The sequence below is a fragment of the Polynucleobacter sp. 86C-FISCH genome, from assembly GCF_018882415.1.
Classification (GTDB): domain Bacteria; phylum Pseudomonadota; class Gammaproteobacteria; order Burkholderiales; family Burkholderiaceae; genus Polynucleobacter.
This window is the reverse complement of the sequence record NZ_JACVOL010000001.1, coordinates 1320424-1336617: the sequence shown is the minus strand read 5'-3', so window position 1 is coordinate 1336617 and position 16194 is coordinate 1320424. Positions and strand designations below refer to the sequence as shown.

Below are 16194 nucleotides of genomic sequence, written 5' to 3'. Positions count from 1 at the left end.
ATCTGGATTTTATTTAAGGCTTGCAAGAACTTCAGTCAAGCTAGCTTCATCAAACACTGGCACGCCAGTAACTTGATCATTAATCCGCTTGGTAAGGCCAGCCAATACTTTGCCAGGGCCGCACTCCACCACTTGAGTGATGCCTTGACCAGCCATCGCCTGAATCGTTTCTTGCCAACGCACAGGCTTAGCTGCTTGACGCACCAAAGCATCTTTAATGACAACCGGATCATTCAAGATTTCAACATCCACGTTATTGATAACAGGAATGTTCGGTGCTTTAAATTCGATATTCGCTAAGTAGCCTTGAAGCTTTTCTGAAGCAGGCTGCAATAAAGAAGAATGAAATGGTGCGGATACTGGCAACGGCAAAGCACGTTTAGCACCGGCCGCTTTTAATAACTCGCATGCTTTGGTAACGGCATCACTTGCACCAGCAATCACGACTTGTCCAGGCGCATTGAAATTCACTGCCTCAACTACGCCACCAGAAGCAGCGCTTGCCTCAGCACAAACCTTAATCACGGTTGCATCATCTAAACCCAAAATAGCAGCCATACCGCCAGTACCGACTGGAACGGCGCTTTGCATTGCTTCAGCACGAAAACGTACCAAAGGCACAGCATCTTTAAACGAGATTACGCCGGACGCAACCAAAGCAGAATACTCACCAAGACTATGACCCGCCATGACCTTAGGGGCAGCGCCACCGGCAGCTAACCAGGCGCGATAAAAGGCAACGCCTGCGGTCAACATCACAGGCTGAGTATTGGTTGTTAAAGACAATGCTTCAGCAGGACCTTCAGCAATAAGCTTTGTGACATCCTCACTCAAGGCATCAGATGCCTCTTGCAATGTTGTACGTACTTCTGGACGCTGCGCAATGGAGTTGAGCATGCCAACAGATTGAGAACCTTGACCGGGGAATACGAATGCAAATGTCATGTGATTAATTCGCTAATGAAAGAAATTAAAGGGATAGATAAATAAAAGTAAATTATTCTTAGTATTTAATGGCTACCGCGCCCCAAGCAAAGCCACCACCAACACCTTCTAATAAAAGATGTTGGCCACGCTTAATTTGTCCGGAACGCACACCAGAATCTAATGCCAACGGAATCGATGCGGCGGAAGTATTGCCGTGCTCGTGCACAGTCACAATCACTTTATCCATGGACATGCCCATCTTCTTGGCAGTGCCTTCCATGATGCGAATGTTTGCTTGATGCGGAACTAGCCAGTCAATTTGCTCAGGCTTGAGGTTGGCTTTATCAAGCGCCTCGTGAGCGACTTGCTCTAAAACTTTCACGGCCAACTTAAATACTGCTTGACCATCCATCGTCATAAACGGTGAACCGTGCACCTCTCCGTTGCCTGCACGACCAGGAACACACAAGATATCGCGCTGACTACCATCAGCATGCAATGCGGTAGAAAGAATGCCAGCTTCTTTGGAAGCCTCGAGTACAACCGCTCCAGCGCCATCACCGAACAAAACGCATGTGCCGCGATCTTGGAAATTCAGAATACGCGAGAAGGTTTCAGCACCAATCACCAAAACTTTTTTGTATGAGCCAGAACGAATAAAAGCATCTGCAATTGCAAGCGCATAAGTAAAGCCGGCACAAACCGCCTGCACATCAAATGCTGCACAAGAAGTATGCGCACCTAATTTATCTTGAACTACACAAGCAGTGCTTGGAAATCCACCCAAATGATCTGGTGTAGAAGTGGCCAAAATAATGAGATCTAAATCTTCAGAGGTAATCCCAGCGCTACTGATTGCGGCCTCTGCAGCCTTTACCGCTAGATCGCTTGTGAGCTCATTCTCGGCCGCAAAGTGACGTGCAGAAATTCCGCTACGCGTCTTAATCCATTCATCGCTTGTCTCCAGGCCAGTTTTGGCGAGGCGCTCTACCAAGTCCTGATTAGTTAGACGCAGCTCAGGAAGATAGCTTCCAGTGCCAGCTACTCTTGCAAAGATACTCATACTTTTGTCTCCACTACAAAGGCTGCGGCAATGCGCTCTACCATGCGATTTTTAGCTGCTTCATAAGCACGGTCCAAAGCAAAGCCAAATGCATAACTGTCCGCGGAACCATGACTCTTAATCACGCAGCCGCGCAACCCTAACAATACCGCACCGTTATAACGACGATGATCAACGCGCTTACGCACTCTGAGCAAAGGGACCATTGCGCAAACAGCCATAATCTTAGTCATCAATGAGCGATTAAATTCTTCACGAATCATTCCACTCATCATCTTAGCCAAGCCTTCGCTAGCCTTTAATACAACGTTACCCACAAAGCCATCACACACCACAATATCGGTAGTGCCCTTAAAGATGTCATTGCCTTCTACGTTGCCATAAAAGTTTAAGGAAGTTTGACGCAGTAGCTCGCTGGTTTGCTTAACCACTTCATTACCCTTAATCACTTCTTCACCAATATTGAGAAGACCGATCGAAGGGTTTTGTTTGCCATCCACCACTTGCACCATCACGTTTGCCATTTGAGCGAACTGAACCAAGTGCATTGGCTCACAGTCAGCATTCGCGCCCAAATCCAGCATAGTCGTGCCACGCCCCAATTCATTGGGAATAGCAGTAGCAATTGCAGGACGATCAACGCCCTCAAGGGTTTTTAAGATGTAGCGAGAAATCGCCATGAGCGCGCCCGTATTACCGGAAGAGATGACTGCATCAGCAGCACCCTCTTTCACTTGCTCAATAGCAACACGCATTGAAGAATCTTTTTTGCGACGCAAAGCAACCTCAATGGGATCATCCATCAAGACAACTTCACTAGCGGGAATAATTTGAATTCGCTCCATCGGAGCTTTAGGAGATTTACTCAAGACTTGCTTGATTAAATCGGGATCACCTACCAAGGCAATCTTCACATCTGCATGTTTTTCTAGAAAATCGCAGGCAGCTGGAACCGTCACGACGACTCCATGATCTCCGCCCATGGCATCAATAGCAAGAGTAACGCTCATAAACTCATTGATTGCTGCAAGTGATTTATCCAAGAAAAAAGCGGCTTTTACTGGAGCCGCTTCTATCTGTTTAGACTAAAAAATTAGTCGTTTTTAGTTTTAACAACTTTACGACCACGATAGTAGCCGTTAGGTGAAATGTGGTGGCGCAAATGAGCCTCACCAGTTGTGGCTTCAACAGCCGTAGCAGGTGCGGTCAAAAAGTCGTGCGCACGATGCATGCCACGTTTGGAAGGTGATTTTTTGTTTTGTTGAACGGCCATATTGAACTCCTAAGCAAGGCGACATTCTAGCATGGAAAAGCACCTAAATGCTTGATTCATTGACAAAACATACTCAAAACAACAATTGAAATAAAGCTACTGATTTCAGTTTTTCTTCATATTTTTCAATATGTTAAAGGGATTTTCACGTTCATTTGACGTCTCTTCATCACCCTCATCCCCGAAAGTAGAGGCATGAGGCTCACAAAAACCTTCTGGATGCTTGGGAATGAGGGGTAAAGACAGCAAAACCTCGTCCTCAATGGTTTCCAGGAGGTTGAAATGCTGGCTCACAACCAGGGGCTCCTGTTCTTCATCCTCCAAGGGATAGGCGTCAGCCTCTTCGTCAGTGGCCACAAGAACAAAACGCCGCTTTTCCTCCAAATCCACCGCGCAATCCTGTAAACAGCGCTGGCAGACTAGGTGCAGACGGCCTTTTAGGCCTAATTCGAGGATTTGATGCGACTCACTACCGGGTGAGTCTTCAAAATGCGTTTGAACCGACCAGTTAAACCCGTCGCCCGGATTGATGGTTGAAGCCTCCTCAGCCACTCTTGGCAGATCCGGGATGCTTAAAAAACCAGCACCCTTATAAGATTGAGGGGCACAAAAATCTATCCTCTTTAAGGCGCTAGGCTCAGAAGATAGTTCGACTTGAGGTAAAACTTGATTACGATTCATAGCATCAGTCTAAATGAAGCGGCACTAGAAAGCATAGAACACGATGAGTAGTTTCCAAAACCCACCCTTGATTCTGGGGTCTACCTCCAAATATCGCCGCGAACTCTTAGAGCGTCTGCGGATTCCTTTTGAAGTCATTTCACCCAAGGCAGATGAAACACCTCTCACTAGTGAGAGCACTCTCGATTTAGCAATGCGTCTAGCATATGCAAAAGCAGCTGCAGTTGCCAAAGAGCATCCTGATGCTTGGGTGATTGGATCTGATCAAGTTGCAGATCTTTGTGGCGCAGCAATTGGTAAGCCGGGTAATTTCGAACGAGCGTTAGCGCAATTGCAACTCATGCGTGGTCAAACAGTCATTTTCCACACTGCTCTATGCCTGATGAAGGGCGATACCCAAACTACTTTATGCATTCCTACCGAAGTCACCTTTCGTAAACTTCCAGACAATGTCTTAGAGGCCTACTTGCTGGCCGAAGAACCATATGATTGCGCTGGTAGCGCCAAGTCTGAAGGCCTTGGTATTAGTCTGCTGGAATCCATTAAGAGCGATGATCCTACGGCACTCATTGGTCTACCTCTCATTGCATTAACAGGCCTACTGCGCGATGCAGGCTTTGCAATTCCATCAAAAAACTAAGTAAAAAATAAAAGAAGTTATTTATGAGCAAACTCGGCACTCTGTATTTGGTTCCAAACACCTTGGGCGATGACGGCCGCGCTGAACAACTACCTTGGGTGCTTCCTGCGGAAACGATTGCGCAATCAGCCAAGCTCAAACATTGGATTGTGGAAGACGCTAAAACAGCACGCGCCTTATTAAAAGCAATTGATTCTGTTTCACCATTAGCCTGCACTATTCAAGAAATGCAGATGAGCGAATGGCGCGGTGCAGCGCGCAATGCAAAGTATGGCGATTCAGTAAAACCTGCTGATTTACTCAAACCCTTACTTGCCGGAAACGATATGGGCCTCATGTCAGAAGCGGGAGTACCTGGCGTGGCCGATCCAGGCGCGGAATTAGTTCTAGCAGCACATAAGTTAGGCGCACAAGTTAAGCCATTGGTTGGGCCAAGCTCAATTTTGCTAGGACTAATGGCTAGCGGGCTCAATGGCCAGCGCTTTGCATTTCAGGGGTATTTGCCTCATGACGCTCATGAACGCACAGCAAAACTGAAGCAGCTAGAAGTTGAGTCTCGCAAATTGCAACAAACCCAAATTTGGATTGAGACGCCCTATCGCAATACTGCGATGCTGATGGCATGTATCAATTCACTGGCACCGCAAAGCCTGCTGTGTCTTGGTGTAGACCTGAGTCTTCCATCAGAAATGATTACCACTCTATCAATTGCAGACTGGCGTAAACGCTATCCGAATGAAGCCGCATGCGCCTCATTACAAAATAGGCCAACAGTATTTCTACTATTGGCCTAAGTCTTTAATGCGTTAGTTTTGCTTTTTGCTTTTTGCTTTTTGCTTTTTGCTTTTTGCTTCTTTTATTTCAAATCAGGCGTCTTAACCAGCGCTTTGCCAGCAGCGGCTCCAGCTTCTGCGCCAAAGCGCTTAGCAACACGTTCAGCAAAATTCTCTTTCATGGTGTAGTCCAGAATATCTGGCGCTTTAAATACATCGCGCGCAACGGTATCAACTGTGCCATAACCATCAACTAAACCAATCTTGACTGCTTGCTCGCCATTCCAAATACGTCCAGAAAATAAATCCGGAACATCTTTTAAGCGATCGCCTCGGCCCTCTTTAACCACCGCAATAAATTGTTGATGAATTTCATCAATCATGGTTCTGACCATTTCCACTTGCTTTGGATCCTCTTTGCTAAATGGATCAAGCATGCCTTTATTAGAGCCAGAAGTAATCATGCGGCGAGTCACGCCTAACTTATCCATTAAGCCTGTAAAACCAAAGCCTTCCATGATCACGCCAATGGAGCCTACCAAGCTCGCTTTATCTACCAAGATTTGATCTGCTGCTACAGCAACGTAGTAACCACCAGATGCGCAGATGTCTTCCACAACCACATAAAACGGTTTTTTGGGATAAAGCTTACGCAGACGATGAATCTCGTCATTAATCATGCCAGCCTGCACCGGGGATCCGCCAGGGCTATTGATGCGCAATACAACACCGGCACTGCCTTCATTCTCAAACGCAGCTAATAAAGATGAATTGACATCCATTGCATTGGCCATTGAACTCGAGGAGATTTCTCCTTCAAGAGTTACTAGTGCGGTATGTTTTTCAACCCCCATCCCTTTGCCCGGAAGATGAAAATCAAATATCGATAGCAAGACACCCACGATCACTAACAAAGTCAGGACTCGCAATACAGCCTTCCAACGACGCGCTTTACGAGTCTCTTTTAAATTCTCCAGCAAGAGATGCTCTAGAGCCTGACGCTCCCAATTTGGGTTTGGATTGTTTTCCATCTTTTTACTTCCTTAGTGTTGCAGGTTATTTTTAAGCCATTGCGAAAGCTGCGCAACATCATCAACATGAACCAATGATGGCGATTCTTTCAGAGTGCTTGGTGGATGTGCGCCATAAGTAACAGCTACAGCATCTACACCAGCATTAGCGGCCATGTCCAAGTCATGCGTGGTATCGCCAATCATGAGCATGCGGCGCGTGGGCACCTGGGTGACATCCGACAACTCCAGCAACATTCCCGGGTGGGGCTTAGAGAATGACTCATCAGCTGTGCGGGTCTCATGAAAGAGATGGCCAATCTGATGATGCTTGAGAGAGCGATCCAAACCTACGCGAGATTTGCCAGTAGCTACCCCTAATAAATATTGCTGAGCATGCAATTCTTCTAAAAGCTCACGAATGCCAACAAACAAATCGAGCTCGTGATCTTTTGCTAGGTAGTGATATCGAAAACGTTCAGTCAACTTTGGAAAATGAATCGGCTCGATCCAAGGAACTGCTCTTCTCAATGAGTCCTGAATTCCCAAGCCAATCACTGAACTTGCTAAGGTGTCGTCTGGCGCCTTAAATCCCAAATCACGACAAGCCTGCTGAATGCAATGCACGATCGTTGGTGTGGAATCCATAATAGTTCCATCCCAATCCCAAACAATCAGGTCATACGGTCTATTCAATTTATTTGTTTGAGGCATTTTTATTTTTACTGCTCAAAGGTTTTCATCATGGCGGTAAATTCTGGAGGCAGTGGTGATTCAATGCGCATCTTTTCGCCAGTGCGTGGATGTGTAAATCCAGCTAGATGGGCATGTAGATAAAGGCGCTTGGATTTAATCAGCTTATCTAAATCTTCAAAACCATACTTATCATCACCCAAAATTGCGTGTCCTAATTTTTGCAAGTGCACACGAATCTGGTGAGTGCGCCCCGTTTTGAGTTGAGCCTCTGCAAGCGTAATATCAGCTCCTTCACGCTTGAGTACTTTGGTTACTCGCAAAGCGGTGTGACTTGGCAAGCCATCTGGGTCAACTCGCACACGGCGCTCGCCATTCGGGAGTAGATATTTGTGCAATGGATACTTGAGCTGCATGGTTTGCGCGCCCTGAACAATTTCACCATGTGCAAGCAAGTAATAGCGCTTATCGGTTTGACCTTCACGAATTTGGCGATGCAGCTCAACCAACGCACTTCGCTTTTTAGCCAAAAGCAAAACGCCTGAGGTATCTCGGTCTAAGCGATGTACCAATTCCAAAAATTTGAGTTCGGGGCGAGTAATACGCAGAGTTTCGATGACGCCCAGAGCAATACCTGAACCACCATGCACAGCCAAACCGGCTGGCTTGTTCACTATTAAGAGTGCTTCATCCTCAAACAGAATCGGCATTTTGTCTGAATAGCCATGTGCCCGAGACTTGGTTTGGGCAGAGTTAACAGCGGCCATTTGGGCTGGTTCGGCAATGCGAACAGGGGGGAGGCGCACCACATCACCCTCAATCAGTCGGGTTGTTGGTTCAGCCCGCTTTTTATTAACCCGGACCTCGCCAGATCGAATAATTCGATAAACGTGGCTTTTTGGCACCCCTTTTGCCCAACGCAGTAAATAGTTATCCAGGCGTTGACCAGCCTCTTCCGGACCAATTGTCTGGAGGTGAACTGCTGCGGGGGCGGAGGTTTTTACCTTGGAAGGCTTGGAAATGGGTTCAGATTTCATGATTTATCTCTCTTGTGACCCCGGCGGGGGACGACAAGGGACTCAACAATACCCCATTGTCACGCAACTTGTGCCGTATAATCAACGCTCTAGCCAATTTATTGGCCCGAGACCAACCTGAAGTCAGGTTTGAATCGTGGAGCTTGGAGTCGCCCTTTAAAAGACTCCCGGGGTTGCCCCTCCCCCGTTGTAATGAGGCGCAGGGTTGGTGTGCCGTATGCCGCGACCCGCGATTAGAAGACAGTTTTCAGGCGCGCGCCTGCATTGATGACCTAAAGGAGGTCTCTGCGGCGATCGTCAAGTGTGGCACCGATTTAACCAACCGTTAACTGGGTGAACTAAGCAAAAAGTGCTTAGATTTGCATGATCCACACTCATAAACCGCCTTAGGCTCAGTCCTAAGTGGTTCTTAACTTGTCCCCTAACGCAGCGCGCAACGACGCCCTCCCCCATAGGAGAGTGTTATGAAACGCATGTTGTTTAATGCAACTCAACAAGAAGAGTTGCGAGTTGCCATCGTTGATGGTCAAAAACTCATTGATATCGATATCGAAGCTGCCGGCCGTGAACAACGCAAAGGCAATATCTACAAAGGTGTCATTACCCGTATTGAACCTTCCCTTGAGGCCTGCTTTGTCAATTACGGCGAAGAACGTCATGGCTTCTTGCCATTCAAGGAAGTTGCCCGTAGTTACTTTAAAGAGGGTATCGACGTCCGCAATGCTTCCATTAAGGATGCCTTGCGTGAAGGTCAAGAAATTATTGTTCAAGTAGAAAAAGAAGAGCGCGGCCAAAAAGGCGCTGCCCTCACCTCCTTTATCTCCTTGGCAGGCCGTTATTTGGTCTTGATGCCAAATAACCCACGTGGAGGTGGCGTATCCCGCCGTATTGAGGGTGAAGACCGTCAAGAACTCCGTGAAGCCATGTCTCAATTAGAAGTAGCTGATGGTATGAGCATCATCGCTCGTACCGCAGGTATTGGTCGCGATGCTACTGAATTGCAGTGGGACTTAAGTTACCTCATGCAATTGTGGAAAGCGATTGATGAAGCCGCTAAAGGCAACTCAGCACCATTATTGATCTACCTCGAATCTAGTTTGGTGATTCGCGCAATTCGCGATTACTTCCAACCAGATATCGGCGAGATCCTCATCGATACCGATGACATCTACGAACAAGCTGCTGCATTTATGTCTGTTGTAATGCCAGACAACTTGCCACGCGTGAAGCGTTATCAAGATGACGTGCCTTTGTTCTCACGTTTCCAAATTGAGCATCAAATTGAAACTGCATACTCACGCACTGTGCCATTGCCATCGGGCGGCGCAATCGTGATTGACCACACTGAAGCTTTGGTTTCAGTGGACGTGAACTCAGCACGCGCAACTCGCGGTTCTGATATCGAAGAGACTGCAACCCGCACCAACTTAGAAGCTGCCGATGAAATCGCCCGTCAAGCACGTTTACGTGACTTGGGTGGCTTAATCGTTATCGACTTTATTGATATGGAATCAAGCAAGGCCCAGAAGGATGTTGAGAATCGCCTACGCGACGCTCTTCGCCATGACCGCGCACGCGTTCAAATGGGCAAGATCTCCAAGTTTGGCTTGATGGAAATGTCACGTCAGCGCTTGCGTCCAGCTCTGTCTGAAGGTAGCCATGTAACCTGCCCACGTTGTAACGGCACTGGCCACATTCGTGATACTGAATCTTCTGCATTGCAAGTTCTGCGCATCATCCAAGAAGAAGCAATGAAGGAAAACACAGCAGCGATTCATACTCAGGTACCAGTCGAAGTGGCTGCATTCCTCTTGAATGAAAAACGTGCTGAAGTGATCAAGATTGAGACTCGCTTCAAAGTGAACGTCTTGATGGTTCCAAATAAGCATTTGGAAACACCGCATTACAAACTAGAGCGTTTACGTCATGACGACCCACGTCTTGACGATCAAAAAGCAAGTTATGTCATGGCTGAAGAAGCTGCTCGTGAACTCGAGACAGACACAACCGTTAGCAAGAAAGATGCTGATGTCAAAGTGCGTCCAGAGGCAGCAGTTAAAGGCATTACACCAACACAACCAGCGCCAATTAGCCAACCACGCCCTGCTCGTACTGAAACAGTAAAAGCAGAAAGCTCTGGTGGTTTCTTTGGATTTATTAAGAGTCTCTTTGGCTCATCTCCAGCGGTTGAAGAAAAGCCTGCGCCAAGCAATAACCGTGGCCGCAACCAAGGCCGTAATGGCAATGGCGGTGATCGTAATCGTGGTCGCAACCGACGCGGTGAACGCACTGAGCGTCCAGCAGCAACTGCAGCCGAGGGTGCTCCAGCAGAAGGTGGCAATAACAATCGCGGACGTAACAACCGTAACGGCAATCGTAATCAAAACGGTCCTAAGCCAGAACGTCAAGAAGGTAATCGCAATCAAGCCAATGCTGCAGCAGTAACACCTGCAACAGAAGCTGCTCCAGGTAGCGAAGCTACTACAGGCGCAGATGGTGAAGAGCGTCGTGGTCGCGGTCGCAATCGTCGTGGTCGCGGTCGTGGTCAGCGTGAACGTGGCGAACGCACTGAAGGTGGTAACGATGGTGCTGCACCAGCAACAGCCGCTTCAGCAAGTCCTTTTGCGGGCCCTCCAGTAGGAATGGCTGGTGCATCTGCAAGTATGCCGATTCAGAACCTTGCCAATAGCTTTGGAAATGTAAAGCCTGCTGCGGAGAAACAAGAAAGGCAAGAGCGTGCACCACGTGCTCCACGTCAATCCAATCGCCCTACACAAAACACTGCACCTGCCTCAGCTCCAGCTACCCAAGCAGCAGCGCCTGTTGCAGTAGTAGCTGCTGCCTCAGTAGAAGTCATTAGCAAGCCTGCTCCAGTACTTCCTAAGGTTGCCTTCCAGGCGCTTGAGGAAACCCCATTGCATAGCGTTGTGCAATCTGCGGGCATGATCTGGGTTGCTACAGACTCATCTAAGCACGCTGAAGCTCAAAATCAGATTCAGGCTGAGCCTGTGGCACATAACTTAGGCAGAGCGCCTAAGCCTGCTGCTCAGCTTCCTGACGGCCCAATGGTTTTAGTTGAAACCGGCGGCCAAGAAAAAACGGTTTAAGCCATCTAAAGCTTTTTCTCCAGACCGCCATTTATCCCAAAAGGATATTTGGCGGTTTGGCAGAAACCCCGTTTCACAGCCATAATTGCGAACATGGTTGAAAAAGTAATCCCCATCCGACTTGACGAAGGCAAAGGCCTGACGCCATCTATTGGCGCGCAGCTTGTCACGCCTCATGGCCATACCAAAGATACTCGTGGGCGTACCTTAAGAGATCTGCGCATATCTGTTACCGATCGTTGTAACTTCCGCTGCACCTATTGCATGCCCAAAGAAGTCTTTGATCAAAACTACCCATATCTTGCGCACAAAGAATTACTGAGCTTCGAAGAAATTGCTAGACTCACTTCCATCTTTTCTACCTTAGGCGTTGAAAAAATTCGACTAACTGGTGGCGAGCCCTTGCTACGTAAAAACTTAGAAGTGCTCATCGAGATGCTGGCAAAAATTCCGACATCCGACGGTAAGCCGCTAGACCTTACCCTCACCACCAACGGTAGTATCTTGCGGAAAAAAGCTGCGGCGTTAAAAGCGGCTGGCCTGCACCGATTAACTGTCAGCCTTGATGGTTTGGATGACGCCATCTTCAAGAAAATGAATGATGTCGATTTTCCGGTGGCTGATGTGCTTGATGGAATTAAGGCCGCTCAAGAAGTTGGCTTTCAGAACATCAAAGTCAACATGGTGGTGAAAAAAGGAACCAATGATCATGAGATCGTTGCGATGGCCAAACACTTCAAGGGCAGCGGCGTCATTCTGCGCTTTATTGAATTTATGGATGTTGGCAGTTCTAACGGCTGGAACATGGAGCAAGTGCTGCCCTCTAAAGAAGTCATTGCCAGAATTAATGAGGTCTTCCCTTTAGAACCAATTGAAGCAAACTACTCTGGAGAAGTTGCACAACGCTGGCGTTATGTCGATGGCTCAGGCGAGATCGGAGTGATCTCTAGCGTCACGCAGACCTTCTGTCATGAATGCTCTAGAGCGCGCATCTCCACTGATGGGCAAATGTATCTGTGCCTCTTCGCTAATGAAGGTTTTGATTTCAAAACATTATTGCGCTCAGGCAAATCCGATTTAGAAATTGCCAACGCTGTCATGAATACCTGGGCAGCCCGTGAGGATCACTATTCTGAGATTAGAGGTTCCAATACCGCAAAACTAGCCTCAGGCAATCGCAAGGTTGAAATGTCTTATATTGGTGGTTAATGATTTCAACTAAAGATATTACTGGGCTCATACTTGCTGGCGGACGCGCACAACGCATGGGTGGCATAGATAAAGGTCTAATTCCATTTCATGGCAAACCACTGATCGAGTCAGCAATCGCAAAACTCAAGCCGCAGGTACAAACCATTGTGATTAATGCCAACCGTAGCATCACAAAGTACGCGACTTATGGCTACCCAGTCGTCATGGATGAGACGCCTGATTTTTCAGGGCCCCTAGCTGGATTCTCAGTAGGTTTGAAGGCCTGTAAGACACCTTACCTTCTAACGTCACCATGCGACTCACCATTACTCCCCAACAATCTCGCCGAGCTATTAGCGACCGAGATGGAGCGTGGTGACTTTCAATTGGTTTACGCCTCCAGCAAAGAGGCAGATGGTAAGGTCTGGGCACAACCCGTTTTTTGCTTGATGCGCAGCAATTTACAAGACTCCTTGAATCAATTTCTACAAAAAGGCGATCTCAAAATTGATCGTTGGTTTAAAGAGTTACGCAGTAGTACGGTGGTTTTTGATGATCCTCAAGTATTTGCCAACGTCAATACTCCTGAAGAACTCAAAAAACTCGAGGAAGTGTCTGCATGAGTCATTCCCCAAATCAACCTATCCTTTTGACTTCATCACTGCATGTTGATGATGCTCGCAAAGCAATTGTAGCGTTAGTGGATGACCTTATTCAAGAGTCCAGAGCCATTAATGATCCCGCTGATATTGAAACAGTAGCTCTAGATAAAGCCATTGACCGCATCCTAGCTGTAGACCTACTCTCGCCAATTGATGTCCCTGCTGCAGATAACTCAGCAATGGATGGCTTTGCATTTGATGGCAAGTGCCTTAATACAACTAGTCCAACAATTTCATTGCGGATCGTGGGCACCGCCTTTGCAGGCAAACCTTATGAAGGCAAGGTTGGAAATGGCGAATGCCTGAAGATCATGACGGGCGCAGTGATGCCTGCTGGCTGCGATACAGTAATTCCACAAGAGTTCACCACCGCAAAAGACGAGCTCACCATTGAATTTAAACAAGATCAACTAAAGCTTGGTGAGAATAGACGCTTACGCGGCGAAGATCTGCAACAAGGTAAACCCGCTATTGCTGCGGGCCGCTTGCTCCGTCCATCCGATTTAGGTCTCGCAGCTTCTTTAGGCATTCCAACACTCCAAGTAAAACGAAAACTGAAAGTAGCGATTTTGTCTTCGGGCGACGAGCTATGCTCTTTAGGGCAAGCGTTGAATGCTGGCAGCATTTACGACAGTAATCGCTTCAGCCTCACAGGCTTATTGAATCGCTTAAATCTAGAAATCATTGACTGCGGCATTGTGCGTGATGATCCCGCTTCTTTGAAGCAAGCATTTATTGAGGCTTCTAATAAAGCAGATGTCTTAATTTCTTCTGGCGGCGTTTCAGTTGGCGAAGCAGATTTCACAAAACAAATCATGCAAGAGTTAGGTGATGTTGGCTTCTGGAAAATCGCCATGCGACCAGGGCGGCCAATGGCATTTGGCGTACTCAAGCCAGTCGCTGGAAAATCACCCGCTCGCAAAACTCTCTTCTTTGGTTTGCCCGGAAACCCAGTGGCAGTCATGGTGACCTTCTATCAGTTTGTTCGTGCCGCCCTCTTGCAACTCAACGGCGCCAATCAAACACAGCCGCCATTGACTCAAGCCATGGCCGAGGCCCCCATTCGGAAAAAGCCTGGTCGCACTGAGTTTCAGCGCGCCATCTTGGGACGTAGTGCTGATGGCAAGCCAACAGTCAAACTCACTGGCAGCCAAGGTGCCGGGATCTTACGCTCCATGAGTGAGGCAAATTGCTTTGTCATCCTAGGTCATGAACAGGGAAATGTTGCCGCTGGAGACTGGGTAGATATAGCGCTTTTTGATGGACTGCTTTAAGATTGCGTCATCATGAAACTCACCAAAAAAGAACTGGTCTTCCTCGACCCAATGCATACCGCCAAAACCTTGGTTTTGGTTTACCTCTGCTTCTCCGTTCCAATCGTTTTGTTGGCATTGTTTGTTGCCTTCATTCGTGATGGCGCCATCCCTGGATTTACTGTGCTGTCAGCCCTGATTCTCAATGCCTTATTAGGCTTTGGTTTGCTATGGATTGCATGCAAAGTCTACAACTGGGTTGCAGGTAAGTTCGGTGGTATTGAATTAGCAATGCGCGAGCTACCAGAAGAAATTGACGCAGAATAAAAGGGTCAATTTCCGGAGTTACGCTCCAACCAATAAAGCCGAGTTCTCACTCGGCTTTATTTTTTACTACTTATTTTTAGTGCTGAGTTAATTTAATAAAGTTAAGGTTTATAAACTTCCGCATTAATCAAGCTGGGTGGTTTTTTACCATCTAACGCAGCGCGTAAGTTGTCTACCGCTAGATCAACCATCGCTCTGCGTGTTTTTTCTGTTGCACTAGCAATATGTGGAGCCAACACAACATTGCTTAACTTGAGTAACTCCGGATGTACCTTAGGCTCACCCTCGAAGACATCAAGACCAGCTGCAAAAATGCGTTTTTCTTTGAGAGCTTGAGCAAGCGCTGCATCATCCACAATACCGCCACGGGCAATGTTTATCAGGGTTGCAGTCGGCTTCATGAGGGCGATTTCTTTGGCGCCAATAGTGTGGTGACTTTCAGCGCTATAGGGCAATACCAAGACCACATGATCTGCAGTGCGCAGCAATTCTTCTTTGGAAACATACTTGGCACCACAGGCTTTTTCATCAGCATCGGATAGATGGCTGCGGTTGTGATAGATCACATTCATTCCAAAACCTAATGCACGCTTAGCAATGCCTTGACCGATACGACCCATACCAATAATGCCAACAGTGCTGTGATGCAAATCCATTCCAAGGGGGTTATTCACAATCGACCACTTATCCCAATGACCAGCACGCACCCAGTGCTCTGATTCAGTAATGCGTCTTGCAGTTGCCATCAGTAGCGCAAACCCAAAGTCAGCAGTTGTATCCGTCAATACATCGGGAGTGTTGGTAGCCATCACTCCCGCTGCAGTAATTGCTGGAACATCGAAATTGTTATATCCCACCGAGATATTGGCCACGATCTTCAAATCTTTGGCATGCGCCAGTGCATTTGCATCAATTCTTTCGCTGCCTGCTACTAAAGCCCCTACAACTCCCGAGAGTTCTTTTTGCAACTCTTCTGGACTAAAAATACGATCCTCTTGGTTGGACCGCACATCAAATGACTCTTCCAGTTTGGCCAAAGCCTCAGGAAAAATGGCTCTTGCCACCAAAATTTTGGGTTTTTGCATGTTTACTTGGGTATTGGGCTGTGTATTCATAGGGGAACTTTACCTCAAGTAAATTAACCCTTTAGCCTGAAAAATAGGCTATTTCGGCTAAAATTGAGGTTTTATAACTTAGCGCCCAGCTTTTGGGGCTCTTGAAACAAAACTGCCATGACTTACGTTGTTACCGAATCCTGTATCCGCTGCAAATATACCGACTGTGTTGATGTTTGCCCAGTTGACTGCTTTCGCGAGGGTCCTAATTTTTTAGTGATCGATCCAGATGAGTGCATCGATTGCGCGGTTTGTGTTCCAGAGTGCCCAGTAAATGCTATTTATGCTGAAGATGATGTGCCTGGTGATCAACAAGCATTCATCAAGCTCAATGCAGAACTCTCCCCTTCTTGGACATCTATCACCAAGTCCAAAGCGGCTCTTCCAGATGCTGAAGAATGGAAAGACGTTAAGAACAAACTCGACCAGCTAGTAAAGTAAT

17 protein-coding genes are annotated in these 16194 nt (G+C 47.3%); 8 read left to right on the top strand and 9 right to left on the bottom strand.

All coding sequences use genetic code 11. From position 1 onward, the window contains the following. Window positions 1-9 precede the first annotated feature (9 nt). The 5 genes from fabD to ICN10_RS06765 form a co-directional block, all read right to left on the bottom strand. A complete protein-coding gene (gene fabD / locus ICN10_RS06785) occupies window positions 10-945 on the bottom strand; it encodes an ACP S-malonyltransferase (RefSeq protein WP_216213995.1) in 936 nt (311 codons plus the stop codon). A 58-nt stretch (window positions 946-1003) separates the two neighbouring features. Then, on the bottom strand, window positions 1004-1990 hold the full coding sequence (locus tag ICN10_RS06780; protein WP_216861067.1) for a beta-ketoacyl-ACP synthase III: 987 nt from the start codon (window positions 1988-1990) through the stop codon (window positions 1004-1006). After that, window positions 1987-3000, bottom strand: coding sequence for a phosphate acyltransferase PlsX (plsX, locus tag ICN10_RS06775; RefSeq protein ID WP_216213993.1), 1014 nt, complete (start codon window positions 2998-3000; stop codon window positions 1987-1989). The genes ICN10_RS06780 and plsX overlap by 4 nt, the downstream gene beginning before the upstream one ends. Window positions 3001-3083: 83 nt before the next feature. Then, on the bottom strand, window positions 3084-3263 hold the full coding sequence (gene rpmF / locus ICN10_RS06770) for a 50S ribosomal protein L32 (protein WP_011902241.1): 180 nt from the start codon (window positions 3261-3263) through the stop codon (window positions 3084-3086). Window positions 3264-3368: 105 nt separating this feature from the next. After that, window positions 3369-3944, bottom strand: coding sequence for a DUF177 domain-containing protein (locus tag ICN10_RS06765; RefSeq protein ID WP_216213991.1), 576 nt, complete (start codon window positions 3942-3944; stop codon window positions 3369-3371). Window positions 3945-3987: 43 nt separating this feature from the next. Here ICN10_RS06765 and ICN10_RS06760 point away from each other — a divergent pair, with 43 nt between their 5' ends. Next, entirely contained in the window at window positions 3988-4584 is a 597-nt protein-coding gene (locus ICN10_RS06760) for a Maf family nucleotide pyrophosphatase (protein ID WP_216213989.1), read from the top strand. A 23-nt stretch (window positions 4585-4607) separates the two neighbouring features. After that, window positions 4608-5378, top strand: a complete 771-nt coding sequence (locus ICN10_RS06755) for an SAM-dependent methyltransferase (protein WP_216213987.1) — start codon at window positions 4608-4610, stop codon at window positions 5376-5378. A 62-nt stretch (window positions 5379-5440) separates the two neighbouring features. Here the strand turns inward: ICN10_RS06755 and sppA are convergent, their stop codons facing one another. The 3 genes from sppA to ICN10_RS06740 are packed head-to-tail and all read right to left on the bottom strand — an operon-like array spanning window position 5441 to window position 8097. Then, window positions 5441-6388, bottom strand: a complete 948-nt coding sequence (sppA, locus tag ICN10_RS06750; RefSeq protein WP_216213984.1) for a signal peptide peptidase SppA — start codon at window positions 6386-6388, stop codon at window positions 5441-5443. A 12-nt stretch (window positions 6389-6400) separates the two neighbouring features. Next, complete coding sequence (locus ICN10_RS06745; protein ID WP_216213982.1) at window positions 6401-7081, bottom strand: HAD-IA family hydrolase; 681 nt, start codon at window positions 7079-7081, stop codon at window positions 6401-6403. 8 nt (window positions 7082-7089) lie between these two features. Next, entirely contained in the window at window positions 7090-8097 is a 1008-nt protein-coding gene (locus ICN10_RS06740; RefSeq protein WP_216213980.1) for an RluA family pseudouridine synthase, read from the bottom strand. Window positions 8098-8561: 464 nt separating this feature from the next. On the opposite strand from ICN10_RS06740, the gene ICN10_RS06735 reads away from it, so the two are divergent. The 5 genes from ICN10_RS06735 (at window position 8562) to ICN10_RS06715 (ending at window position 14637) form a co-directional block, all read left to right on the top strand. After that, window positions 8562-11204 (top strand): Rne/Rng family ribonuclease, encoded by a 2643-nt coding sequence (locus ICN10_RS06735; RefSeq protein WP_216213978.1) that lies wholly within the window; start codon window positions 8562-8564, stop codon window positions 11202-11204. 93 nt (window positions 11205-11297) lie between these two features. After that, complete coding sequence (gene moaA / locus ICN10_RS06730; RefSeq protein WP_216213976.1) at window positions 11298-12413, top strand: GTP 3',8-cyclase MoaA; 1116 nt, start codon at window positions 11298-11300, stop codon at window positions 12411-12413. Next, window positions 12413-13018 carry a molybdenum cofactor guanylyltransferase MobA gene (mobA, locus tag ICN10_RS06725; protein WP_216213974.1) on the top strand — a complete coding sequence of 202 codons (606 nt, stop codon included), beginning with the start codon at window positions 12413-12415 and terminating at the stop codon, window positions 13016-13018. The genes moaA and mobA overlap by 1 nt, the downstream gene beginning before the upstream one ends. Next, a complete protein-coding gene (gene glp / locus ICN10_RS06720) occupies window positions 13015-14331 on the top strand; it encodes a gephyrin-like molybdotransferase Glp (protein WP_216213972.1) in 1317 nt (438 codons plus the stop codon). Before mobA ends, glp begins: the two co-directional genes overlap by 4 nt. A 12-nt stretch (window positions 14332-14343) precedes the next feature. Further along, window positions 14344-14637, top strand: coding sequence for a hypothetical protein (locus tag ICN10_RS06715; RefSeq protein WP_215400911.1), 294 nt, complete (start codon window positions 14344-14346; stop codon window positions 14635-14637). A 101-nt stretch (window positions 14638-14738) separates the two neighbouring features. Here the strand turns inward: ICN10_RS06715 and ICN10_RS06710 are convergent, their stop codons facing one another. Beyond that, window positions 14739-15722, bottom strand: a complete 984-nt coding sequence (locus ICN10_RS06710; RefSeq protein WP_216215237.1) for a D-glycerate dehydrogenase — start codon at window positions 15720-15722, stop codon at window positions 14739-14741. A 147-nt stretch (window positions 15723-15869) separates the two neighbouring features. Between ICN10_RS06710 and fdxA the strand changes: the two genes are divergently transcribed. Continuing rightward, window positions 15870-16193: a ferredoxin FdxA gene (gene fdxA / locus ICN10_RS06705; RefSeq protein WP_068322070.1), complete on the top strand. Its 324-nt coding sequence runs from the start codon at window positions 15870-15872 to the stop codon at window positions 16191-16193. Window position 16194: the final 1 nt, after the last annotated feature.